This is a genomic window from Streptomyces lavendulae subsp. lavendulae, assembly GCF_002803845.1.
Classification (GTDB): Bacteria; Actinomycetota; Actinomycetes; order Streptomycetales; family Streptomycetaceae; genus Streptomyces; species Streptomyces lavendulae.
In genome coordinates, this window is record NZ_CP024985.1 from 6,402,812 (window position 1) to 6,426,085 (window position 23,274).

At 73.6% G+C, this 23,274-nt stretch carries 17 protein-coding genes; 8 read left to right on the forward strand and 9 right to left on the reverse strand.

Annotation, left to right across the window (positions count from 1 at the left end; all coding sequences use genetic code 11):
* Nucleotides 1-164: 164 nt before the first annotated feature.
* The gene (locus SLAV_RS28615; RefSeq protein WP_030240209.1) at nucleotides 165-980 is read right to left on the reverse strand and encodes a DUF8842 C-terminal domain-containing protein; all 816 of its coding nucleotides are present in this window, start codon (nucleotides 978-980) and stop codon (nucleotides 165-167) included.
* Between the two features lie 293 nt (nucleotides 981-1,273).
* Here SLAV_RS28615 and SLAV_RS28620 point away from each other — a divergent pair, with 293 nt between their 5' ends.
* A complete protein-coding gene (locus SLAV_RS28620; RefSeq protein ID WP_100660982.1) occupies nucleotides 1,274-1,990 on the forward strand; it encodes a LysM peptidoglycan-binding domain-containing protein in 717 nt (238 codons plus the stop codon).
* Nucleotides 1,991-2,042: 52 nt separating this feature from the next.
* The gene (locus SLAV_RS28630) at nucleotides 2,043-3,014 is read left to right on the forward strand and encodes a helix-turn-helix transcriptional regulator (RefSeq protein WP_030238474.1); all 972 of its coding nucleotides are present in this window, start codon (nucleotides 2,043-2,045) and stop codon (nucleotides 3,012-3,014) included.
* A gap of 286 nt (nucleotides 3,015-3,300) precedes the next feature.
* Here SLAV_RS28630 and SLAV_RS28635 read toward each other — a convergent pair whose 3' ends face one another.
* Complete coding sequence (locus SLAV_RS28635) at nucleotides 3,301-4,347, reverse strand: phosphatase PAP2 family protein (RefSeq protein ID WP_078950598.1); 1,047 nt, start codon at nucleotides 4,345-4,347, stop codon at nucleotides 3,301-3,303.
* A gap of 240 nt (nucleotides 4,348-4,587) precedes the next feature.
* Entirely contained in the window at nucleotides 4,588-5,724 is a 1,137-nt protein-coding gene (locus SLAV_RS28640) for a glycosyltransferase family 39 protein (protein WP_234333839.1), read from the reverse strand.
* A 286-nt stretch (nucleotides 5,725-6,010) separates the two neighbouring features.
* Here SLAV_RS28640 and SLAV_RS28645 point away from each other — a divergent pair, with 286 nt between their 5' ends.
* Nucleotides 6,011-7,720 (forward strand): MFS transporter, encoded by a 1,710-nt coding sequence (locus SLAV_RS28645; protein ID WP_030238466.1) that lies wholly within the window; start codon nucleotides 6,011-6,013, stop codon nucleotides 7,718-7,720.
* 121 nt (nucleotides 7,721-7,841) lie between these two features.
* Nucleotides 7,842-9,038 carry an acyl-CoA dehydrogenase family protein gene (locus SLAV_RS28650; RefSeq protein ID WP_030238464.1) on the forward strand — a complete coding sequence of 399 codons (1,197 nt, stop codon included), beginning with the start codon at nucleotides 7,842-7,844 and terminating at the stop codon, nucleotides 9,036-9,038.
* A 9-nt stretch (nucleotides 9,039-9,047) separates the two neighbouring features.
* Here the strand turns inward: SLAV_RS28650 and SLAV_RS28655 are convergent, their stop codons facing one another.
* A complete protein-coding gene (locus tag SLAV_RS28655) occupies nucleotides 9,048-9,506 on the reverse strand; it encodes a cell division protein SepF (protein ID WP_030238461.1) in 459 nt (152 codons plus the stop codon).
* 286 nt (nucleotides 9,507-9,792) lie between these two features.
* Between SLAV_RS28655 and SLAV_RS28660 the strand changes: the two genes are divergently transcribed.
* From SLAV_RS28660 to SLAV_RS28675, 4 genes are all read left to right on the forward strand, one after another.
* Nucleotides 9,793-11,127: a DUF5685 family protein gene (locus SLAV_RS28660; protein WP_030238458.1), complete on the forward strand. Its 1,335-nt coding sequence runs from the start codon at nucleotides 9,793-9,795 to the stop codon at nucleotides 11,125-11,127.
* A 93-nt stretch (nucleotides 11,128-11,220) separates the two neighbouring features.
* Entirely contained in the window at nucleotides 11,221-12,030 is an 810-nt protein-coding gene (locus SLAV_RS28665; protein ID WP_030238455.1) for a DUF1684 domain-containing protein, read from the forward strand.
* Nucleotides 12,031-12,202: 172 nt separating this feature from the next.
* Nucleotides 12,203-13,072 (forward strand): S1 family peptidase, encoded by an 870-nt coding sequence (locus SLAV_RS28670; RefSeq protein ID WP_051841350.1) that lies wholly within the window; start codon nucleotides 12,203-12,205, stop codon nucleotides 13,070-13,072.
* 145 nt (nucleotides 13,073-13,217) lie between these two features.
* Nucleotides 13,218-13,697 (forward strand): hypothetical protein, encoded by a 480-nt coding sequence (locus tag SLAV_RS28675; RefSeq protein WP_030238450.1) that lies wholly within the window; start codon nucleotides 13,218-13,220, stop codon nucleotides 13,695-13,697.
* A 20-nt stretch (nucleotides 13,698-13,717) separates the two neighbouring features.
* On the opposite strand, the gene SLAV_RS28680 is transcribed toward SLAV_RS28675, so the two are convergent.
* The 5 genes from SLAV_RS28680 to fxsBH form a co-directional block, all read right to left on the reverse strand.
* Nucleotides 13,718-14,614 (reverse strand): DUF4231 domain-containing protein, encoded by an 897-nt coding sequence (locus SLAV_RS28680; protein WP_030238447.1) that lies wholly within the window; start codon nucleotides 14,612-14,614, stop codon nucleotides 13,718-13,720.
* A gap of 82 nt (nucleotides 14,615-14,696) precedes the next feature.
* Complete coding sequence (gene fxsT, locus SLAV_RS28685) at nucleotides 14,697-18,683, reverse strand: FxSxx-COOH system tetratricopeptide repeat protein (RefSeq protein WP_030238445.1); 3,987 nt, start codon at nucleotides 18,681-18,683, stop codon at nucleotides 14,697-14,699.
* Nucleotides 18,667-20,115 carry a TIR-like protein FxsC gene (locus tag SLAV_RS28690; RefSeq protein ID WP_158740853.1) on the reverse strand — a complete coding sequence of 483 codons (1,449 nt, stop codon included), beginning with the start codon at nucleotides 20,113-20,115 and terminating at the stop codon, nucleotides 18,667-18,669. Before SLAV_RS28690 ends, fxsT begins: the two co-directional genes overlap by 17 nt.
* Nucleotides 20,116-20,158: 43 nt before the next feature.
* On the reverse strand, nucleotides 20,159-21,019 hold the full coding sequence (locus SLAV_RS28695; protein WP_078950597.1) for an AAC(3) family N-acetyltransferase: 861 nt from the start codon (nucleotides 21,017-21,019) through the stop codon (nucleotides 20,159-20,161).
* A complete protein-coding gene (gene fxsBH, locus SLAV_RS28700; protein WP_030238437.1) occupies nucleotides 21,016-23,268 on the reverse strand; it encodes a radical SAM/SPASM protein FxsBH, inactivated beta-hydroxylase extension form in 2,253 nt (750 codons plus the stop codon). Before fxsBH ends, SLAV_RS28695 begins: the two co-directional genes overlap by 4 nt.
* Nucleotides 23,269-23,274: the final 6 nt, after the last annotated feature.

Here is a 23,274-nt window from a genome sequence, read left to right on the forward strand (position 1 = left end):
CACGTATCAGCCAACGAACCCGGGGCCCTGCGGATGCGGGGTGACGGGACGGAAAACGCAGATCGCCGGGGGTGCGCGGGACGGACCGCGCACCCCCGGCGCATACCGCCCGGCCCCGGCTGGCGGGGCGGGCGGTCGTTTCGGGGTGGGGAGGGAAGGGCGGTTCAGGCGCCCGGGGTCCCGGCGAGCGGCATGGCGGCGGCGACCAGCTTGCCGTTGCTCGCGGCCTTGTCCAGGGCGTCGCGGAGCAGGTCCTCGCGGGGCTGCTGGCCGATGGAGCCGACCGGGGCGGCGTAGACGAGCACGCGCTGGGTCTTGTTGACGGCGGCCCGCCAGCCGTCGGTGACGCTCAGGGCCTGGTGCGCCTGCCACCACGCCACCTGCGGGCCGCCCTCGGCGCCGGGCTGGAGCACGGCGTGCAGCTGGCCGCCGGCCAGGAGCACGGACCAGCCGGGGAGCGCGGAGGGGACCTCGTTGGTGTCCGTGACGGGGATGAAGCCCTGCTCGATGAGGAGCGGCAGGAAGTCGTCGCCGGGGCCGGTGGTGCCGGGGCGGGCGATCGGCGCGGTCGGCTCGACGACCAGGGCCGGGTGCAGCTCGCCGCGGATCAGGACCAGGCCGCTGGTGATCCCGAGGACGGCCTGGCCGCCGGGGACCGCCTGCGGGGCGTCGTCGCCGGAGCCGGCGGCCTCCGGGGCCGGGCTGTCGCCGGTGATGCTGCGGACGGCGCCCTGGAGCTGCTCCTCGGAGACCGTGACCACCTGGGAGGGGATGCAGCCGGCGTGGGCGAAGGCCAGCACCGCGGTCTCCTCGCCGACGAACAGCACCGTGCTCGTGGGGTCGGTCTCGGGGTCGCCGGGGGTGCGGCAGGAGGTGCAGTCGTAACTGCGCGGGGCGTCGTCGCCGGTGAGCAGCCTGTCGGCTTCTTCGTCACCGATCTCGGCACGTACCTCAAGACTGACGTCGAGCATGCGCGGCACGGGGTGGCTCCTCATTCGTGCGGAGGCCGGGGGGTTCCCGGCTCGCCGGGCTCAACGGAGGAGCGGTCGCCGGGGTCACGCCGTTTGAGGGAACGGAATCGAACCGGCCACCCGAAGGAGTGAACTCGGCGAACGGCGCTTCCATTTGGTGGCAACTGTTGCTTTTTTGTGCGCAGTTGATGGCCGCTGCTGGTCGTTTCCGGGAGGGGCCGGAGGTCGGCCGTCCGGGTGGGGCGCGGGGGAGCGCCGCGTGGCGGGCCGGGCGCGGGGAGGGGGCCGCGTAGCGTGACGCGATGCCCGAACTCCGCCTCCGGCGTGCCGTGTCGGCTGCCGCCGCCGTGGCCGTGCTGGTGCTCGTACCCGTGCCGGCCGGTGCCGTGGGCGCCGCCGGTGCCGGTGGTGCCGTCGTGCCGCCGCCCCCGGCGCCCGGCCCGCCGGGCGCCGCCGCCGGGCACGGGCCGGGGGACTGCGGGCCGGGCGGGCGGTGGCCGTGGGACTGCGTCGCGGACTGCGAGAGCGGCGGGCGGTGGGCGGTGAACTCCGGGAACGGCTTCTACGGGGGGCTGCAGTTCTGGCAGCCGACGTGGGAGGAGTACGGGGGTCTCGCCTACGCGGCGCGGGCGGACCTGGCGAGCCGGGACCAGCAGATCCTGGTGGCGGAGGAACTGCTCGGCGCCCAGGGGTGGGGGGCGTGGCCGGTGTGCTCGAAGCGGTACGGGCTGGCGGGGCGGGCGCACGTGGTGCGGGGCGGGGAGACGCTGGAGGGGATCGCGCGCAAGAGGCGGGTGCGGGGCGGGTGGCGGGCCCTCTACGAGGCGAACCGGGGGGAGATCGGGGACCGCCCGGAGCGCCTGCGGGTGGGCCTCTTCCTGACCCTCCCGACCGACCCCCCGCCCCCGGCACCGACCGACCCCCCGCCCCCGGCACCGACCGACCCCCCGCCCCCGGCACCGACCGCCCCGCCGCCCCCACCGCCGCCCCGGTCGACGGGCCCCGCGCCGAGGGGCTGAGCCGGGCGGTGCCGCGTCACGGGCGGGGGCCGGGACGGGGGAGACTGCGGGCATGCTCGATACCTCCGCACGGCTGCTGCGCCTGCTGTCCCTGCTGCAGGCCCACCGCGAATGGACCGGCGCCGATCTCGCCGAACGCCTCGGGGTCACGCCGCGCACCGTGCGGCGGGACGTCGACCGGCTGCGGGGGCTCGGCTACCCCGTGAACGCCAGTCCGGGCACCGGCGGCGGGTACCAGCTCGGGGCGGGGGCCGAGCTGCCGCCGCTGCTGCTGGACGACGACGAGGCCGTCGCGGTGGCCGTCGGGCTGCGGACGGCCGCCGGGAACGGCGTCGAGGGGATCGGGGAGGCCTCCGTACGGGCCCTGGCCAAGCTGGAGCAGGTGCTGCCCTCCCGGCTGCGCGGAAGGGTGGCGGCGCTGAACGAGTTCACCGTGCCCATGCTGCGCGGCCCCGCGCGGGACACCGTCGACCCGGCGGTGCTGACGGAACTGGCGGCGGTGTGCCGGGACTCCGAGCGGCTGCGCTTCGGGTACCGCGACCACGAGGGCACCGTCAGCCGCCGCACCGTGGAGCCGCACCGGCTGGTCTGCAGCGAGCGGCGCTGGTACCTCGTCGCCTGGGACCGCGACCGCGAGGACTGGCGCACCTTCCGCGCGGACCGGATCGAGCCCCGCCCCCCGCACGGCCCCCGTTTCGTCCCGCGCCCGGCACCCGCCGAGGACCTCGCCGCGTACGTCTCGCGGGGCGTGGCGCAAGGCGCCTACGCGGCCCGCGCCGTGGTGCGGCTGCGGATGCCGGCCGAGGAGGCGGCGCGGATCATCGGACCCTCCGACGGGGCGCTGGAGCCGCTCGACGGGCAGGGCTGCCTGCTGCGCACCGGGGCGGTGAGTCTGGACGTTCTGGTCATTCACCTCATGTTGCTCGGGTGCGAGTTCGAGGTGGTGGAGCCGCCCGAGCTGACCGAACGGATCCGCAGTGCGCGCGACCTTCTCGGCCGTGCTCTGGAGCCCGCGGCGGAGTGAGAGCGGAGCGCGGGAACGTGAATCCCCTTACGGAATTCGCCGGCTCTCGGACGGAATGCGAATGCGTTCCGGGAGCTGCTCCGGACGGGGGACGCGGAGAATGCCGGGCGGGGCTCCCGCTGTCGACAACCCGTGACACAAGTGTGACCCGGTACGGAGGAACCTCTGGGCGTGCGGCTGACGCGCCGTGCATATGAACGGCGACGGCGGGCCGGTTCGGTGAACCGGCCCGCCGTCGTGGTGGTGCGGGGTGGGGGTGTGCGTACCGTCCCCGCGGGAGTGCGGATCAGCCGGCCGGGCGGGCCGAGGCCCCCCGGGCGGCGGCCCGTTCGGTGTGCGCCGGGCGGCGGCTGCCGGCGGGGGTGACAGGGGTCCGCTCGGAGCGGATGACGTGCTGGCGGGCGACCGGGTGACCGGCGGGGCGCAGCGCCGGGGAGTGCCCGGCGGCGCCTGCGCCGGACGCGGTGACCGGGACGGCCGCCGCGTCGTCGGAGTGCCCGGGCTGCCACTTCCCGCCCGCGGAGAGCAGCGGGGTGAGCGCGGCGGCGACCGGCGCGGAGAGCCTGCCCTCCTCCAGGCGGCGGCGCCACAGCTCGCGCAGCTCGAAGACGTAGGCCTCGGTGCGGGCGATGAGCGGCTCGAACCAGGGCAGCGCCAGCATGATCAGCAGACCCGCGAGCCAGCCCAGCAGGACGTCGCTCACCCAGTGGGTGCCGAGGTAGACGGTGGTGGCCCCGACGCTCAGCGAGACGACGGCGGAGAACAGGGACAGCACCCGCCGGGTGACCGTGGTGGAGGCCAGATAGGCCAGGATCCCCCAGGTCACGACGGCGTTGGCGGTGTGGCCGGAAGGAAATATATCGCCGCCCGCGAAGAGTTCGGCGGAGCCGATCTGGGTGGCGTAGTGCGGACCGAGCCGGCCGAGGCCGAGCTTCACGGAGCCGACGGTGATGTTCAGCAGCAGCAGCGCGACGCCGAGGGTGATCAGCGGGCGCAGGGTGTGCTGGCGCCAGGAGCGCCACCCGAGCCAGGCCGCGACCATGACGGCGGTGGGTCCGCGCTGGCCGAGCACGACGAGGTAGTCGAGGAAGGCGTGCAGCTGCGGCCACTGCTCGTAGGGCCGGAAGAACATGATCTGCCAGTCCAGCCGGACGAGCCAGGACGTCGTCAGCACGGCCACGACGATCGCGAGGTAGCACGCGAGCAGGGCGGCGAGGAGCACGACGCGGTGCCGGCTCATCCGCGGCGTTTGCAGATGAGCCGGTCGCTCTGGTTCCCGGTCCAGCCGGGCGAACACCGGCTCCAGACGGGTCAGCATTTGGTCGGTACGCACTCAATCGACGTTACCGCGCGACGAAGGGCGGCCCGGTCGAATCGCGGGCTTTGTGATGACCATGTGATGTGGAGTGCGTCTCACGCAGAACTTAATTGCCGCTATTCCGACGCTTGTTGAAACTCCGCCGATTCAACTCCGGGACTGCTGCCCCCGCAATTATCCGCATACTCGGCCCGAGTTTATTGCCTTTGTTCAATTCCTTTGCGCAATCATGGATTGGAATGATCCATTCCGTGATCACGGAGGACCCGAACCGTTCAGCCAGAACGCCCCGTACACCGCCGACGCCAGGGCCACCGCCCCCAGCACCGCCGCCCGGCCGGTCCGCCACCGGGCCAGCGCCACCGCCGCGGGCAGCAGCAACGGGAACGCCGGCAGCAGCAGCCGAGGCTTGGACCCGAAGTACCCGGAGGCGCACAGGGCGAGGGCCACCACGACCCCGGCGTACACGAGCAGCGCGGCGGGCTGCCGCTGCCGCACGCACAGCCGGTACAGCCACAGCACCAGCAGCACCCCGGCGACCAGACCGAGCCCGGCCGCGAAGGCGGAGGAGGCCAGCCGCGCCCCGACGAAGCGGGCGAAGGCCCAGCCCCCGTCGAAGCCGTTGCCCCAGCCCGCCTGGACGTCCAGGTACCCCAGCAGCCCGCCGCCGCTCCGCCGGCCCACCCACAGCACGTACGCGGCCGCGCCCAGCGGGGCCAGCAGCACCCCGGCCGCCGTCCGCCACGAACGCTCCCCGCGCCGCCACGCCAGGGCCGCGGCCACCCACACCGCCGCGACCACCGCCGCGCCGACCGGCCGGGTCAGCCCCGCGCCGGCCGCGAGCAGGCCCGCCGCGATCCAGCGCCCGCGCAGGACCGCGTACAGGGCCCAGGCCGCCAGGGCCGTGAACAGCGACTCGCTGTACGCCATGGACTGCACGATCCCGACCGGCAGCGCCGCCCACAGCGCCGCCGCCAGCACCCCGGCCCGGCGCCCGTACAGCAGGTCCGCGACGGCGAAGATGCCCCACGCGGCGGCGAGCCCCGCCACCGCCGAGACCGCCAGGCCCGCGGAACCGTACGAGAGCCCGGTGGCCGCCGCCAGCAGCCTCTCCAGCCACGGCAGCAACGGGAAGAAGGCGAGGCTGGAGTGGACGGCCCCGTTCGGCAGCACCACCTCGTACCCGTACCCGCCACCGGCGACGCGGGCGTACCAGAGCGAGTCCCAGCGGGCCGACAGCAGCGTGTGCGGGCTGCTGCCCGCCACCGCGCCCCACACGCCGAGGACGCCCAGGCCGAGCAGCCGGACCGCCGCGAAGGCGGCGAGCGCGGGCGCGGCCCGGCGGGGTCCGGGTTCCTTCAGGGGCACCTCGTGGGTGGGGTCGGTTCTCACGCAGACGAGTATCGACGCCCCGGCGACGGGCCCCCGACGAGAACCACGGGGTGTGGCCGGGCGTGTACCGAGGGGTGAGGACACAGCGGGGCGAGTGGCGCACACCACACCGGGGCCGCCGCCGCGATGAGAGCTTGACCACGTGTCGGACACGCGAACTCGCGTACGCTGACCCTTCACTCGCGAGTCGATGCCGGACCCCGTTGGACGCCGCCCAGCGCACCACCCGCGGCGCCACAACGACGCTGGTCCGCCGAGTGCGAGGGATCACCTGGGAGGTACACGCATGTCGGGGACGCACACGACCGGCGACGGGAACCCTTCCCTCCGGCAGCGGATCAGCGCCGCCTCCGGCGGTGCCAACCGGTGGGTCGTCCTGGCCGTCCTGTGCGTCAGTCTCGTGCTCGTCGCGCTCGACGCGACGATCCTGCACGTGGCCGTGCCCTCCGTCACCGAGGACCTGCGCCCCGGCGCCGTGGAACTCCTGTGGATCGTCGACGCCTACCCGCTGGTCTGCGCCTCGCTCCTGATCCTTTTCGGCACCCTCGGAGACCGGGTCGGCCGCCGCCGGATCCTGCTCCTCGGCTACGCCCTCTTCGGCGTGGCCTCCGCCATCGCCGCCCTCGCCGACGACGCCCAGGTCCTGATCGCCGCGCGCGCCCTGCTCGGCATCGGCGGGGCGATGATCATGCCCGCCACCCTGTCGATCCTGCGCCAGGTCTTCCCCGACCGGCGCGAACGGGCACTCGCCATCGGCATCTGGACCGCCGTCGCCGCGATCGGCGCGGCCAGCGGCCCCGTCCTCGGCGGCTTCCTCGTCCAGCACTACTGGTGGGGTTCCGTCTTCCTCATCAACATCCCGCTGATGGCCCTGACCCTGCCGCTCGGCCGCTGGCTGCTGCCCGAATCCCGGGGCGGGGCGGACGGACCCTGGGACGTGCTCGGCGCGCTCACGGCCGCGGGCGGGGTCCTCGGCGTGGTCCTCGGGGTCAAGCACCTCGGCGCCGAACGCCACCTCCTGGACCCCGAGGCGCTGGTGCCCCTGGCGCTCGGCGCGGCGCTGCTGATCCTCTTCGTGCGCCGCCAGAAGCGCCGCGAGCACCCGCTGATCGACATGCGGATGTTCTCCCGCGCCGCGTTCTCCACCTCCGTCGGCTGCATCGTGCTCGCCATGCTGGCGCTGGTCGGCCTGGAGCTGATCGCCGTCCAGTACCTCCAGCTGGTGCTGCGCCTGAGCCCGCTGGAGACCGGCCTGCGGCTGCTGCCGCTCACCTTCGCCGCCATGGCCGCCGGCGCCACCGGTTCGTACACCCTCCAGCGGGTCGGCCCGCGCACGATGGTCTCGCTCGGCTTCGTCCTGACCGCCGCCGCCGTCCTGCTGCTGACGCTGATGGGCCAGCAGGACCGGCCCGTGCTGCTCACCGTCGGGTTCGTCCTGCTCGGCTTCGGCCTGCAGACGACCCTGTTCGCGGCCTACGAGTCCATGCTCAGCGAGGCCCCGGCGGACACCGCCGGCGGCGCGGCCTCCATAGGCGAGACCTCGTACCAGCTCGGCGCGGGCATGGGCATCGCCCTGCTCGGCAGCGTGATGAACGCCGCCTACGCGCCCGGCCTGAGCGACGTCCCCGGCGTCCCGGCCGACGCGGCGCGCGACGCCGCGCACTCGCTCGGCGAGGCCTACCAGGTCGCCGCCCACCTCGGCGGCGCGGCCGGGGACTCCCTGCACGCCGCCGCCCGGCACGCCTTCGTGCACGGGTTGCACGTCACGCTCGTGGTCAGCGCTGGCCTGCTGCTCGCGGGCGCGGTCATGGCGCTGAAACTGCCCCGCACCATGGACGGCGCCGAGCCGGCCGGCTGCGCGGACCCGGCCGCCGACGGCCTGACCGCGGGCGCCGTACGCCTCCCCGCGCAGGCCGACGCCGCCGCGCGGAACCCCGCGCCGGGCGGACCGGAGCACGACACGGCCGTCGGCGGACGGCCCGGCCGCAGCGCCTGACCCCGCGCCGGCCCGGACCGGCCGCGGCGCGCGGCGGAAATCCGGGGGTGGACCAGCGGCGGGACCGACGACAAACTTGCACCGCTAGGTTTCGCCCCACGTGCCTGCCGGGAGGCCCCTCTTGTCCGCGTCGAAGACCCCGTCGAAGACTCCCTTCGTCCCCACCGACCCGCTCGGGCTGGACGAGCTGCTCAGCCCCGAGGACCTCGCCGTCCGCGACACGGTCCGCACCTGGGCCGCCGACCGGGTCCTGCCGCACATCGCCCAGTGGTACGAGGACGGGGAGCTCCCCGGCATCCGCGAGCTGGCCCGCGAACTCGGCTCCATCGGCGCCCTCGGCATGTCCCTGACCGGCTACGGCTGTGCGGGCGCGAGCGCCGTCCAGTACGGCCTGGCCTGCCTGGAGCTGGAGGCCGCCGACTCCGGGATCCGCTCGCTGGTCTCCGTACAGGGCTCGCTGGCCATGTACGCGATCTGGAAGTACGGCTCCGAGGAGCAGAAGGAGCGCTGGCTGCCGGGCATGGCGGCCGGCGAGCTGATCGGCTGCTTCGGCCTGACCGAGCCCGACGTGGGCTCCGACCCGGCCGCGATGCGCACGTACGCGAAGCGCGACGGCGGCGACTGGGTGCTCAACGGGCGCAAGATGTGGATCACCAACGGCTCGGTGGCCGCCGTCGCGGTGGTCTGGGCGCAGACGGACGAGGGGATCCGCGGCTTCGCCGTCCCCACCGACGCGGCGGGCTTCTCGGCGCCGGAGATCAAGCACAAGTGGTCGCTGCGCGCCTCGGTGACGAGCGAGCTGGTGATGGACGACGTACGGCTGCCGGCGGACGCGGTGCTGCCGGGCGTCACCGGGCTCAAGGGACCACTGGGCTGCCTCAGCCACGCGCGGTACGGGATCGTCTGGGGTTCCATGGGCGCGGCGCGCTCCGCCTTCGAGACGGCGCTCGACTACGCGAGGACGCGGGAGCAGTTCGGCAAGCCCATCGGCGGCTTCCAGCTCACCCAGGCCAAACTCGCCGACATGGCGCTCGAACTCCACAAGGGCATCCTGCTCGCCCACCACCTGGGCCGGCGGATGGACGCGGGCACCCTGCGGCCGGAGCAGATCAGCTTCGGCAAGCTCAACAACGTCCGCGAGGCCATCGACATCTGCCGTACCGCGCGGACGATCCTCGGGGCCAACGGGATCTCCCTGGAGTATCCCGTCATGCGACACGCCACCAACCTCGAATCGGTCCTCACCTACGAGGGCACCGTCGAGATGCACCAGCTCGTCCTGGGCAAGGCGCTCACCGGGCTCGACGCCTTCCGGTGAGTGCCCCGCTCAGCTCTGGTTGAAGAAGTCGCGGGTCCGGCCGCCCGCCTCACCGCTGACGATCTGGGTGTCGGCCGGGGTCAGGAGGAAGACCCTGGTCGCCACCCGCTCGATCGAGCCGCGCAGGCCGAAGGTCAGGCCGGCCGCGAAGTCGACCACGCGCTTGGCGTCGCCCGGGTCCATCGAGGAGAGGTTCACGATCACCGGGACGCCCTCGCGGAACAGCTCGCCGATGCCGCGCGCGTCACGGAAGCCGTCGGGGGTCACGGTCGCGATCCGCCGGCCCTGCTCGACCGCGGAGTCCGAGGCCACCTGCACGCGCGGGTCGGTGACCCACTGGTCGCCGGGTCCCGAAACGGAACCCTGCTGGCGCTCCACCGCCTCCGCGTAGTCGTCGTCGTAGTACCGCTCGTCGTCGCTGTCCTCCACGAGACCCAACCAGGCACTCGCCTTGCGTACCGAACCCATGGACGCCTCCTTTCACCGTGGCCAGTCTGTCTTCTTCCCCGCTGCCCCTATGGTCGTCCATGATGCTGACAACGCGCCAAGTGGATAGCCGCCGCGCAGGGGTTTCGTGACGCGACTGGTGCAGAACATCCGTTGCACGGTCAAGGTTCCCGGTGGCTACCGCTGCTGACTGAGTGAAAATACGACCACTGCCGCCGACCGGGTGAGCCGCTGGGACGGACGGGTGAACGACCAGGCTCGATACGATGCCCCCGAAACACGCGTATGACACACGGGGGAACCGAATTTGTTCGGCATTGTCAGACCTTGCTCACACCGGCTCGGTGAGCGGTTCAAAACGGAGTGGATGGCTCATCTGTGCGGTCTCTGCCTGGCACTTCGCGGTGACCACGGGCAGTTCGCCAGGATCGTCACGAACTACGACGGCCTGCTGGTCTCCGTTCTGACGGAGGCTCAGTCCGGGCCGCTGCCCGGCGCCCGGCGCACCGCCGGCCCCTGCCCGCTGCGCGGCATGCGCACCGCCCCGGTGGCCAACGGCGAGGGCGCGCGGCTTGCCGCCGCCGTCTCGCTCGTGCTGGCCTCCGCGAAGGTGCGCGACCACGTGGCCGACCGGGACGGGCTGTTGGCGCGGGCGCCGATAGCCGCCGCGGCGCGCACGGTGGCCCGAGGCTGGGACCGGGCCGGCGCCCGCACCGGGGCCTCGCTCGGCTTCGACACCGCCGTGCTCGTCGACGCCGTGGACCGGCAGGGCGGCATCGAGACCCTGGCCGGGCCGGGCACCTCCGTCCTCGTGGTCACCGAGCCCACGGAGACCGCCACCGCCGCCGCCTTCGCCCATACCGCGGTCCTCGCGGGGCGGCCAGGCAACGCCGCGCCCCTGGCCGAGGCGGGCCGCTACTTCGGCAGGCTCGCGCACCTGCTGGACGCCGTCGAGGACCAGGCCGCCGACGCCGCCTCGGGCGCCTGGAACCCGCTCACCGCCACCGGGACCCCCCTCACCGAGGCCCGCCGCCTGTGCGACGACGCCCTGCACGGTATCCGGCTGGCGCTGCGCGAGACGGAGTTCGCCGACGCGGGGCTGGCCCACCGGCTGCTGGTGCACGAGCTGCGCACCTCGGTGGACCGGGCCTTCGGCACCGGCAGCTGCGCCCACGCCGCCACCAATGCCGTCGGGCAGGGCCACGGCGCCCCGCCGCAGGGCTACGAGCCGGGCGCCGGACAGGTCCACGGGGCCCCGTACGGCGGCCCGTACGGGAACGGCAACGCGAACCCCTACGCCCCGAGCGGCCCCGGAGCCCCGCCGATGGGCCCCGGCGGCCCCGGCTGGGGAGGCGGCGGCGGTGGTGGCTTCGGCGGTCCGCCGCCGCCCCCGCAGAAGCCGCGCCGCGGACTGCTGGCCGGCTGCGCCGTGTCCATCGGGCTCTTCTGCACCTGCCAGCTGTGCTGCACGGAGCACGACGGCCCCTGGTCCCGGCGCAAGCGGGACGCCTGGTGCGACGCGTGCCCGGACTGCAGCGGGTGCGACGGTTGCAGCGGCTGCTGTGACTGCTGCAGCTGCTGCGAGGACGGCGGCTGCTGTGACGGCTGCGGCTGCGACGGGTGCGACTGCGGCTGTAGCTGAACCACCGTCAGGGGCCGTGCACGGCAAGGCCCGCAGGACCGGACGGGGTACCGGGGGATTCCCGCGCGGGCCCGCGTGGAAGGGTAGTCCGGCATGGATGACGAACGGGACACCAACGCCTGGCGGGAGTGGCACGAGCATCGTGTGGCCACCGTCTCCGCCCCTTACGGACCCCTCGCGCTGACCGGTACCCACTGGCTCGGCGACTACCCGGAAGGTCGAATTCCGGCCGTTCCGGGGCAGTGGCGCGCCACCGCCTCCGGGGTCGCGCTGAGCGCCGCCCCCGAGGACGGCCTCGAACTCGACGGCCGCCCCTTCGCCGGGGAGGCCGACCTCGACGCCGACGAGGGTCCGCCCGCGCGGTCCCGGCTCGCCTCCGGGCGGCGCCGGTTCGCGGTGATCCTGCGCGAGGGGGAGTGGGCGGTCCGCGTCTTCGACCCCGACTCCCCGGCCCGCAGTGCCTTCCGGGGCATCGAGGCCACCGCGTACGACCCGGCGTACGTGCTGCCGGGCCGCTTCCGCCCGTACCCCGAGCGGCGCACCGTCCAGCTGGAGAACGCCGACGGGCGCTCCCGCGGGCTCGGCCTCGGGGGCGAGCTGCTCTTCTCCCGGGAGGGCGGGGAGTACGCCCTCCAGGTCGCCGTCGACGAGGGGGACGGCAGTCTCTGGGCCGTCTTCTCCGATGCCACGGCGGGCCGCTCCAGCTACCGTTTCCGCTTCCTGCGGCCCGGGATCCCGGGCCCGGACGGCGCCGTCGCCGTCGACCTCAACCGGGCCCTGCTCCCGCCCTGCGCCTTCGCCGACCACTTCGTCTGCCCCTTCCCGCCGCCCGGGAACACGCTGCCCTTCGAGGTCGCCGCGGGGGAGCGGCGGCTGAAAGACGCCCTTGCCGCCGGTGACTGACGACAGGACACTCCCGTCAGCGTCATCCGGCGGACTTGTCAGGGGCACGGCAAATGCATGCGGGGTCACCCGTACGCCCGCCCCCCACCGCCGCTCACGGGCTCCGGCGCCCCCCCACCTCTGCCGGGCCCCCGACCCCCTTCCGGGAGGACGTGAAGTGAGGAACAAGAAGATGAGCCGCATCCGCCTGCTCGCCGTCGCCGCCGGCCTGGCCGCCGTCGCCGGACTGGCCACGCCCGCCGCCGCCGGCGCGCACCCCGCCGACGAGGGCTTCAGCGCCGCCCGCCTCGCCGCCGCCGGGGCCTCGGTCCTGCGCGCCGACGTCGCGGGCACCGCCTGGCACACCGACCCCGCCACCGGAACCCTCGTGGTCACCGCCGATTCCACGGTCACCGAAGCCGACCTGGCCAGAATCCGCCACGAGGCCGGACCCGACGCCGGCGCCCTGCGCATCGAACGCACCCCCGGCAAGCTGCGCAAGCTGCTCTCCGGCGGCGACGCCATCTACACCGACAGCTGGCGCTGTTCGCTCGGCTTCAACGTGCGCAGCGGCAGCACCTACTACGTCCTCACCGCCGGACACTGCACCGACGGCGCCGGCACCTGGTGGACCAGTTCCTCCCACACCACCACCGTCGGCTCCACCGTCGGCTCCAGCTTCCCCACCAATGACTACGGCCTCATCAAGTACGCAAGCAACTCCCCGGTCCCGCCGGGCACCGTCGGCAGCCAGGACATCACCAGCGCCGTCGACGCCACCAACGGCATGTCCGTCACCCGCCGCGGCTCCACCACCGGCATCCACGGCGGCACCGTGACCGGCCTCAACGCCACCGTCAACTACGGCGGCGGCGACATCGTCTACGGAATGATCAGGACCAACGTCTGCGCCGAACCCGGTGACAGCGGCGGCCCGCTCTACTCCGGCAGCCGCGCGGTCGGCCTCACCTCCGGCGGCAGCGGCAACTGCACCTCGGGCGGGACCACCTTCTTCCAGCCCGTCGTCGAAGCGCTGAACGCCTACGGCGTCAGCGTCTACTGACCCCGCGGGATTCCCCCCCCGGTCCACGCGGTCCGGCCGACCCACGCGCCCCCGGTCGGCCCCCTGGACGTCCTCCCGCCTTCTGGGAGGATGTCCAGGGCATCCGGTCCACGGGGGAGGCAGGTCTCCGCATGCAGGTTCCCACATGAAGCGCATCGGAGTGACCGGACACCGGTCCATCCCCGACGAACTCCTGGGCCACGTCCGCGAAGGCCTGCGGGCCGTGCTCCGCGGCCACCAGGGCCCGCTGGAGGCCCTCTCCAGCCTCGCCGACGGCGCCGACCAGCTCTTCGCCGACATCGCCCTGGAATGCGGCGCCGACCTCACCGTCGTGATCCCCAGCGGGGACTACGAGGACACCTTCGAGGACCCGGACGCCCTCGCCGGCTACCGCAGGCTCAAGCACCGCGCCACCCAGGAGGTCCGCATGGCCTTCGCCCGCTCCACCGACGAGGCCTACTACGCGGCGGGCGCCTACATCGCCGACTCCTGCGACCGCCTCGTCGCCGTCTGGGACGGCCTCCCCGCACGCGGGCACGGCGGCACCGCCGAGATCGTCTCCTACGCCCGCGCCCTCGGGAAACCCGTCACCGTCATCTGGCGCGCGGGCGTGACCCGGGACTGAGCCACGCCCCGCCCGCCCCCTCAACTGCTGTGCCGGGCCAGCCAGTCCGTGTGCTGGGGAGAGACGTACCGCTCCGTCTCGTACACCGACGACGGCCACTGCGACTCCGTGATCGTCGTCTGCATCACGACCATCATCGCCGCCAGGTCCTGCTCGATCAGCGTGTGCGCCTCGATCAGCGGATGGTGGCGCCGCACCTCGTTCCAGGCGATCGCCGCCGCCGCGGCCGCGCTCAGCAGCCCCGCCGGCAGCGGACCCGAGCCCGAACCGAACGCCCCGACCAGCGCGAACAGCAGGGCCAGACAGGTCAGCAGCACGATCGTCCACGACCACAGCGCCGTCGCCCGCCGCGACCCCTCCGTCTTGCGCCTGTACCAGTTGCGCTGCTCGATCAGCCGGTCCCGCACATAAGTCTCCCGGCGCACCGCGTACTCCATCCCGCGCAGCCGGTCCATCGCCCCGGTGACCTCCCCGCCCTCCGGAACCAGGCCCGCCGTCCGCGGATCCTCCCAGCCCATCTTGCGGAGCTCGTCCAGCCCCTTCTCCAGCCGCGCCCGGTACACCCCCGCCGCCCCGGCCACCTCGCTGCCGAAGGGCGCCCCGTGCACGGCGTAGCGCCACGCCAGGGACTTGATGAACTCCGCCGCGCTGCGGTTGAGCTGCCACTGCGGACGGGCCCGGCGCCGGGTCGCCCGTACGCCCACGGCCAGCACCCCCGCGTACGCCAGCGCGCTGAGCGCCGCGAACACGTGCAGCGAGCCCACGGCGGGCCCGGCCGGCAGCGCGGCGGCCCCGGCGGCCGCGACCAGCAGCAGCAGCTGCGCGCGCGTCGCCTGGGTGGACTCCCGCTGCCGGGAGACCGCCGCCTGGTCGGTGTGGTGGAAGAGGGCCGGCAGGTCCTCGTTGCGAAAGGTCATGCTGTCGGTCACAGCGCCCCCCTGATGTCGGGTGGCGGACGGCGGGGCCCCACGGTCGCGGGGCCCGCCGCCCTCCGTCGGATCACACCGCGAGCGGCTCCAGGTCCCGGTGGACCCGCCGCTCGTCCCGGGCGTACCGGGTCAGACCGTGGTCCTCCCCGAGGAGGCGCGTCAGCTCCGCCACCGCCTCCGCCCGCACCCGGGCCGCCTCCTCCTTGCGGCCCATCATGTCCAGACTGACCGCCATGTTCGACGCGCTCGCCAGGGTCTCCGGGTGATGCGCCCCCAGGGCCTCGCGCAGCCGCATCACCGCGATCCGCTCCAGCTCCAGCGCACCTTCCGGATCACCCAGGTCGGCCCGCGCGTTCGCCAGGTTCAGGTGCGCGAACACCGTGTGCGGGTGGTTGTCGCCCAGCACCTCGCGCATGCTGCGGATCGTCTGGCGGAGCATCGGCTCCGCCGTCTCCGACGCGCCCGTGCCCCAGTGGAACACCGCCAGGTTGTTCAGCGCCGCCAGGGTGTACGGGTGCTTCTCGCCCGGTACCTTCATGTACTCGTCCACCACCTCCTGCGCCAGGTCCCGCGCCGCGCCCGGGTCGCCCGTCGCGAACAGGTCCGAGGCCAGGTTCAGTTCGCAGGCCAGCAGGTCCGGATTGACGGAGGTGTACTTGGCCCGGTAGCGGTTGCGCGTCGCCGTCGTCAGCCGCAGCGCGTCCTCCAGCTCGCCCGCCCGGCGCAGCGACACCGCCAGGTTCTTCGCCGCCGACAGGGTGCCGGGGAAGGCCCGCCCCAGCGTCCGCTTGTAGATGTCGTACGTCCGGGCCAGCAACTGCACCGAATCGTCGTAGCGGCCCACCTCGCGCAGGTCCCGCGCCAGGTTCTGCGCCGAGGACAGGGTGTACGGGTGGTCCGGGCCCAGCACCTCGGTGCGCCGGTCGAAGACCTCCTGGTCGATCTCCCTGGCCCGCGCGTACTGCCCCACCATCCGCAGGTTCAGCGCCAGGTTGTTCGCGGCGGCCAGGGTGCGCGGGTGCGCCTCGTGGAAGATCTGCCCGAAGCCCTCGTGCGCCGCCGTCGCCAGCTCCATCGCCTCCCCGTACCGGCCCAGCGCGCCCAGGTCCATCGCCAGGCCGCTCGTGGTCATGTACGTGTGCGGGTGGGAGGGACCCAGCGCCGACCGCTGGCGCTCCAGCGTGACCTCGTCCAGCTCCTTCGCCTCCACGAACCGGCCCTGCGAACGCAGGATGTTGGACAGGTGGAAACGCAGGTACAGGTACTGCAGGTCGTCGCTGCCGAGCATCTCCCGCCACGACTCGCGCAGCTCCTCGCCCAGCGCGTACGCCGCCTTGAAGTCACCGCGCTTCCACAGGTAGCGCACCCGGTCGATCAGCAGCCGCCGGGTCTCCGGCTCCTTGCAGAACCGCGCCTCGGACGGGCTCAGGTGCGGCCAGATCGTGTTGAACCGCGGCCAGGTCGCCGGGTTGTCTATCGGCTCGTCGTCATCGGGCCGCGCACCCGCCAGGATCCGGTGCACCGCGTGCCGGGCCTCGCGCTGCTCCTCCTCCGACAGCTGCGCCCGGATCACCGCCTGCACCAGCCGGTGCACCTGGATGCTGTTGCTGACCTGGTCGACCTTGGCCATCGCGAACCGGCCGATCTCCCGGATCACCCGCCCCAGCACCAGCTTCTCCTGGAGCGAGGAGTCGTACGGCTTGAGCGCGTCGATCATCTCCTTGCTGTAGAGGAGGTTCGCCGAGATCGGCTCCGGCGCGAAGAAGGCGCACAGCTGGAGCAGCCGCACGGCGGCGGGCGAGCGGGACTGCAGCCGCTCGATCGACACGTTCCAGGTGGCCGCCACCGGCTCCGGGTACCCGGGCGGCTGGTTCAGGCCCAGCACCCGCGCGGCCTGCTGGGCCAGCTGCTCCAGGTACGCGGACACCGGCGTCGCCGTCTCCGCGATCCACGCGCCCGCCTGCTCGACGGCCAGGGGCAGGTCGCCCACCGCGACGGCCACCTGCTCGGCGTCCTCCTTGGTCAGCCCCGGCGCCCGGCGCTGGAGGTGCTCGATGGACTCCTCGCGCAGGAACACGTCCACCGGCAGCGCGTCCCCGTACTGCGACCAGGACTGGTTGCGCGAGGTGACCAGCACGTGCCCGGGGCCGCCCGGCGGGAAGAACCGCTTGAGGGTCTCGGGATCGTCGGCGTTGTCGAAGACCAGCAGCCACCGCGAGGACGGCACCCCGCGCCGCAGCAGGTCGATCGCCTCCTGGGAAGCGGCCGACATGTCCTCGCCGGTCTGCGCGCCCAGCCGTACGGCCAGCTCCGCAAGGGCCGCCACCACGTCGTCGGTCTGCTCGGAGGAGATCCACCAGACCAGGTCGTAGTCGGCCATGAACCGGTGCACGTACTCCAGCGCCACCTGCGTCTTGCCGACGCCGCCGAGCCCGTACAGGGTCTGCGGCTGCGGCAGCACCACCGCCATGCCGCCGCCCAGCTGGTCGCGCATCCGCTCCAGGACGATGCTGCGCCCGGTGAAGCCGGGGTTGCGGGGCGGCGCGTTCCAGATCTTCGGGACCGTCCCCGGGAAGCGGGGGCCCGGCTGGGAGGCGCTCGCGACGCTGTCCGGCAGGGCCATCGGGCGCTCCACGGCCCGCAGCAGGGCGGTGGTCGCGTGCACCTCGTCGAGGCGGAAGAGGTCCACCGGGTTGCGGTCGATGTAGGGCGTGGCCAGGCGTACGTCGCCCACCCGCAGCGGCACCAGCTGGCGCCGGCCCCCGGTCGGGTCCTCGGCGGCGGCCCGGTTCCACACCTCCACGGCCCGGGCCGACTTCAGGTAGGCGCTGGAGAGCAGCACCACGGTCCGGGCCGCGGTGTCGATGCTCACGCCCGCGCCCAGGGTGTCGCCGGCCGCGCCCGCGCCGGCCGCGTCGGGCACCCGCTCGGCGGAGACGTCCCGGGGGACGACCCGGAAACCGGCCCGGGTCAGGACCGACTCGATCCAGTCGGCCCACATCCGGTTCTCGGCGACGTAGGAGAGGAACAGGTCGGCGGGCAGGGCCGGGCGGCGGCGGGTGAAGGCGTCCCGGATCCGCAGCCGGACCTCATCGCCGATGGCCGGCATGGTGGTCACCTCGCCCTCGGTGACCACCGTGGTCAGCCGTTCGAAGGCGGAGAGCAGGGAGTTGGTGAGCCCGGCCTCGTCGCCGAAGGTGGCCAGGGTCTCCTCGTAGGCGTAGTAGGGGCGGTAGGGGATCTCCACCGCGCCCCAGTAGGAGGTGAGCTCGTCCCCGACCAGGCCGTTCGGGAAGCGGTCGAACTTGATCCGGGCCAGGGCGCGGCCCGCGTCGGCCTTCTCCTTCTCGCCCTCGTCGATCCGCATCGGGACCGGGTAGATCTTGATGCCGCGGTCGTTGAACCGCTCGTCGATCTGCCGGGCGACGGAGGCGGCGCCGTCGATGGACTGGTCGGAGAGGGTGAAGCAGTCGACCAGGACGTCGGGCAGGTGGACGGTGCAGATGTCGGCGATGTCGGACAGCCCCGTGCGGCTGTCGATCAGGACGTAGTCGTAGTTCTTCTTCATGTCGGCCCGCAGGGCGTCGAAGAAGAGGCCGCCGCCGAGCCGGTCGTAGAAGTTGTCCCAGTCGAAGGTGGACACGGTCGCCGAGTACTCGCGGTTCTGCCGGCCTGCCGAGACGAAGTCCAGCGTGCCGCCGTCGGGGAACTCCCAGCCCAGGTTCTCGGGAGTGAGGGAGACGGCGTGCGGCTGGATCCGGGCGTAGTCCTTGTGCCAGTCGTCGGCGCGCTGCACGGGGCTGGTGGCCGCCCAGGCGTACTCGCTGATCAGGTCGATGACCCCGGTGGTGGCGCCGAGGGTGGAGGGGTCGAGGAAGGGGTGGAAGAAGCGGTGCAGGCCCGGAGCCTCCAGGTCCCAGTCCACGGCCAGGACCCGCTTGCCGTTGGCCGCGAGGATCCAGGCGGTGTTGGCCAGCGCCATCGTGCGGCCCGTTCCGCCCTTGTAGGAATAGAAGGTGACGATGCGTCCGCCTCGGCTGTCACGACTGGCTGTCATCCGCGTCCCCCCGGTCGGTGTCGGTGCTGTCGGTGTCTGTGTCGGACCCGTCGGTCCCGCCGGAGCCGGTGTGGCCGTCGGGCCCGCGGTGCGCGGTGGGCGGGAAGGGCGCCGGAGGCGGTACGGGCGGTTCGCCCATCCCCATCGGCCCCAGCAGCCTCGGGCGTTCGGTGTGGGTGTTCCCGGCCGGCAGGTACACCTGGGCGTGTCTGAGGAACTGCTGGGCGGCGGCCTCGACCACCTGCGGCAGGATCTGCCCGAGGGTCTCCATGTTGGCCACACCGTTGGCGGCGGCCCGGCAGGCGGCCCGGCCCTGGCCCATCTTGACGGGCAGGGTCTCCTCCAGCCGCCGCGCCAGCTCGGCCTCCTTCGCCCGGCTCTGGTGGTCGTACCGGTTCCACGGCACGACCACGTTGATCCACGGACGGTGCTCCTGGTCGAAGGCGGCCAGCCGCTGGCGCCGGTGCTCGTCCTCCACCGCCCAGCGGTCCACGATCAGGATCTCCGGCCGGGTGGGCGGCTGCTTGCTGTCGAAGTGCCCGGCCTCGTCGTCGAAGGAGGACATCGTGGTCCGGTAGTTGAGGTTCTTGACGAGGTCCTCGGCCACGTACGCGATGGGCATCTGCGACACCGGGTGGTACGGGTTCCACTCCAGGGCGCTCTCCCCGTAGTACTCGGGGCTGCGCCCCGCGGGCAGGTCGTGCCGGGAGGCGGCGGCGACGGTCACGTGCAGGGTGCGGGCGGGCCCGCCGCCCGGACCGGCGGCGCCCCGCCCCCCGGCGGGGCCGAAGGCGCTGGGCACCAGCCGGTAGTCGAGCGGGCGGACGGGGTCGAGCCGGACGGTCTCGGCGACCCGCACGATCCGCCGGGCCAGCTCGTAGACGGCCTGCTCGTACTGCTCGGCGTACCTGCGGAGTTTGATCAGCCCGTACAGCCCGTCGGTGACGTAGCGCTCGCCGAAGGTGTTGTGGTTGAACTGCAACCGCTCGGCCGGGCCGGGGAGTTGCGAGGGGGGCACGGGGACCCACAGGGCGGGGACGATGGCCTCGGCCCGCTGGTTGCTGAGCGCGCCGTGCTGGATGGCGCGCTGCGCGAAGGCGAACCACTCCTTCCCGCACATCTCGCTGGCGAAGTACCGCGGCGAGAACAGGGGGACGAAGACCCGGCAGGTGGCGAGTGCCGCCCCGAGCCGCTCCGACCAGCCCTCGCCGCTGCGTATCTCCCGGTCCATGAAGCCGGCCTCGGATCCCGCGGGCAGGTCCGTCAGCGCCATGATGTGGTTGCAGAGATCACGGAACAGGCGCTCCACCCACATGTCGGGATCGGGTCCTCCCGGCCCGAACCTCGGTGTATGCGCATAACTGAGAAAAAAGTACGGCTGCACTGATGCGGGCACACGACCCCCGTCCCGAAGATGCGAGCGAAGAAACATCATTCCGGAGCTGCTTCGCCACATCCCCTCATCGTTCAGTCAATCAGCGTCTGTTTTCGGTCATCCAGTCCAGGGCGTGATCGACGGCGTCCGGAATCGAGAAGAGCGCGGCGGATGCCCCTCCCACCCGACCGCGGCGCAGCCGGGAATCGGGGAATGCCCCCCCGATCTCCGCGAAATCGCCGTCGTCCAGTCTGACGTCCTCGTACGAGGTCCACGCCCCCTCTTGTCCTCCCCCGCGCGGACCCCCCGGCAGGTTCACCTTCACCACACAGTCGTACATGCGCAAGGGGGGCTTCGGAATTCGGTACTCCGCGAGATGGAAAGCGGTGCACGCCGAAAATCCCACATTGATCATGAGCACCTGTCCCCCCTCCCAGCACAGCTTTCCCAGGGGGGAGTCCTCGCCCAGATGGCATTCCAGCCGGTGTTCCGCACAGAGCCGGTGCGCGTCCGCGCCGAGCGCCGCGAAAGAGGTCTGCGGGTGGGCGCTGCGGGCGGCCCCCGGGGTGGTGCGGACCGTTTCGGCCAGGACGCCCATGCCCTCGCCGGGCGTGAGCCGCGGATCGAAGGCGGGCATGCGGGAGCGGAACTCCTTCACCTCCTGCTCGCCCAGACCCGCGATCCGGGCCAGGTGGGAGCTGGAGGTGAGGGAGTTCGAGGCGGTGAAGGCGGGCACCACCAGGGTGCCGCCGGGGCCGAGCACCCCCAGCAGGGCGTCGCGCAGGACCTCGGCGCGCAGGCCGGTCCCGCGCAGGGCGGCGTGCACCAGCAGCCGCTGGCGGGGGCGCACGCCGAGGAGGCGGAGCTGCACGGCCAGCGCGAGGGCCCCGCCGGGCGGCGCCGCCGGTAACGACCGCTCGCGCGGGGGCGGTCCGGGTGCGCCGGGGCCGGGGGGCGTCATGCGTCTGCTGCCTTCAGTTCCCAGCGGAGCTCCTCCACGAGCCGCTTGCCGGTCACCGTCAGCTCGGCCGCCCCCGACAGCCGGTCGAGGGCCCGGTGGATGCGGTCCGCCCCGTCGGGCTCGTGCGTGGTGGTGGCCCGCCGGTACGCCTCCACCGCCACCCGCTCGTGCACGTCGGCCAGCAGCCGCGACACGGGGACCGGCCGGGTCCGCCACGGCGACGGGTGCTGCCAGGCCCCGTCCAGCGCGTACAGGTCGGCCACCTCCGTCAGCGCCCGCAGCCGGGCCCGGCGCCGCCCGGTCAGCAGGGCCAGCGCGGTCTCCCGTACCCCGGCGCCGTACGGCACCCCGAGCGCGCCCGGCCCGTGCCGCCCGGCCTCGCCCCAGCCCCCGGCCCGCGGGCCGCCCGCCAGCGGGGTCAGGGTGCTCAGCCCCACGGCCGCCGCCCGGGCGAACACGGGGACGGTGCGGTGCAGCAGCGCCCAGGCCGCGTCGAGCCGGCCGCCCCACTCCCGCGCCTCACCGGCGCCGAGCCGCAGCCGGGGCGGGCGGGCGAAACAGTTGCGGTACGGGTCCAGGTCCTCCAGGGCCACCGGGGCCGCCCCCGGCCGCGGCGACCAGGTCCGTACGGGCAGCCAGCGCGCGTCCCCCGCCTCCGGGCCGAAGCGGTGCTCGGTGCGCCCGTCCCGCACGGCGTACCCCTCGCCGGTGTGGTGCAGCCAGGCCCGCCCGTCCGTGCCGGGTTCCCCGAGCCGCAGCAGGCCCAGCGTCGGCAGGTACACCTCGCCGTCCCGGTAGGCCACTTCCGCCGGCAGCTCCAGCCCGCCCCGCAGCACCGCCGCGGCGGCCAGCGCGGCCAGCCGGCGGGCCGCGCCGGGCCCGTCGGCCCGCCCCGCGCGGACGGCCTCCAGGGCCTCCAGCACCCAGGTCCGGGTGAACGGGTGGTCCAGTACGGCGTCCAGCGCGTCCGTGCCCGCCCGCCCGGCCGCCTCCACCCCGGCCAGCAGCTCCCAGGCCCGCGCCCATGCGGGGTCCCCGGCGAGGTCGGCGTTCAGCCGGGCCAGCAGGACCCGGGTCAGCTCCTCCTGCGACCGGGCGAGCGCGCCCGCGTCGGTCAGCTCCGGGGCGGTCTCGCGGGCGGCGGTGCGGCCCTCCACCCCGTCCACCAGCTCGCGCAGGTCGGAGCAGTACACGGAGGGGTTGTCGAAGCCGCCCGGCTCCGCGTAGCGGTGGGTGTAGAGCCCGCCGCCGCACGAACGTACGACGGGGCAGCGCCGGCACGTACCGCTGACGCCCGCCAGGCCCAGTTGGCGGGCCCGTACCCCGGGATGGGCCGCGACCAGGTCGAGGGGGTGGTCGAAGACGTTGAACCCGGTGGCGGCGGCTCCCTCGAACGCGCTCTTGAGGGAGTCGACCTGCTCCAGGGTCCCGTCGGTCTCGACGACCACGAGGTCGGTCGGGGCCAGCCCCAGGGACTCCGTCAGGCTGGGCCCGCCGCGCAGGGTGGACAGCAGGGACTCGAAGAGCCGTACGGGCACCGGCCGCTCCAGCCGGTCCCAGCGGTCGAAGACCCGCAGCAGCCAGCGCGCGTACGCGTCGGGCGCGCCGTCGGGCCGGACCGGCGGGGTCTGCCAGGTCGCGTGCGGGAGCAGGAAGTCGATCCGGGGCGGCTCCAGTTCGACCAGGGCGTCCAGGACGGCCGCGGGGTCGTTGGCCACGTCCACCGTGCACAGGAGGCCCTGGTAGAGGTGGCGGTAGGGCGCGGAGCGGAGCAGGTCGACGGCGGCCAGCACCAGGGGGTGGCTCGTACGGCCGTCCGCGAAGCGGCGGTGGCGGTCGTTGGCCGCGCGGTCCCCGTCGAGGGAGATGCCCACCCGGACGCCGTACTCGGCGAAGAGGTCCAGGTACCGGGGGCTCAGCTGGAGGCCGTTGGTGTGGATCCGCAGGTCGAGGTCGGACGTACCGGCGAGCGCGCGGGTGAACTCCTCGCACACGAGCCGTAGTCGGTCCGGACCCGCCAACAGGGGTTCCCCTCCGTGGAGGATCACCGTGACGGAGGGGAGTGCATGGTCACGGGCATGTTCGGCGAGCCGCGACGCGGTCTGGGAAACGACCCCGGGGGAGATCACTTTCGGCCGGGCTCGCCAGCTCTGATCTGCGTGTTCGTAGACATAGCAATGATCACAAGCAAGATCGCATCTGCTGTGAACCTTCAGGACGATCTCGCGGAATGCGATCAGGCCGGTCATTCCACC

Excerpts from the sequence above, each read along its gene's own strand:
- SLAV_RS28665 (WP_030238455.1), top strand. The coding sequence starts at position 11,221 with ATGGATGACGAACGGGACACCAACGCCTGGCGGGAGTGGCACGAGCAT.
- SLAV_RS28695 (WP_078950597.1), bottom strand. The coding sequence starts at position 21,019 with ATGACGCCCCCCGGCCCCGGCGCACCCGGACCGCCCCCGCGCGAGCGG.
- fxsT (WP_030238445.1), bottom strand. The coding sequence starts at position 18,683 with ATGACAGCCAGTCGTGACAGCCGAGGCGGACGCATCGTCACCTTCTAT.
- SLAV_RS28680 (WP_030238447.1), bottom strand. The coding sequence starts at position 14,614 with ATGACCTTTCGCAACGAGGACCTGCCGGCCCTCTTCCACCACACCGAC.
- SLAV_RS28670 (WP_051841350.1), top strand. The coding sequence starts at position 12,203 with ATGAGCCGCATCCGCCTGCTCGCCGTCGCCGCCGGCCTGGCCGCCGTC.
- SLAV_RS28690 (WP_158740853.1), bottom strand. The coding sequence starts at position 20,115 with ATGTTTCTTCGCTCGCATCTTCGGGACGGGGGTCGTGTGCCCGCATCA.
- fxsBH (WP_030238437.1), bottom strand. The coding sequence starts at position 23,268 with ATGACCGGCCTGATCGCATTCCGCGAGATCGTCCTGAAGGTTCACAGC.
- SLAV_RS28675 (WP_030238450.1), top strand. The coding sequence starts at position 13,218 with ATGAAGCGCATCGGAGTGACCGGACACCGGTCCATCCCCGACGAACTC.
- SLAV_RS28655 (WP_030238461.1), bottom strand. The coding sequence starts at position 9,506 with ATGGGTTCGGTACGCAAGGCGAGTGCCTGGTTGGGTCTCGTGGAGGAC.
- SLAV_RS28620 (WP_100660982.1), top strand. The coding sequence starts at position 1,274 with ATGCCCGAACTCCGCCTCCGGCGTGCCGTGTCGGCTGCCGCCGCCGTG.
- SLAV_RS28630 (WP_030238474.1), top strand. The coding sequence starts at position 2,043 with ATGCTCGATACCTCCGCACGGCTGCTGCGCCTGCTGTCCCTGCTGCAG.
- SLAV_RS28645 (WP_030238466.1), top strand. The coding sequence starts at position 6,011 with ATGTCGGGGACGCACACGACCGGCGACGGGAACCCTTCCCTCCGGCAG.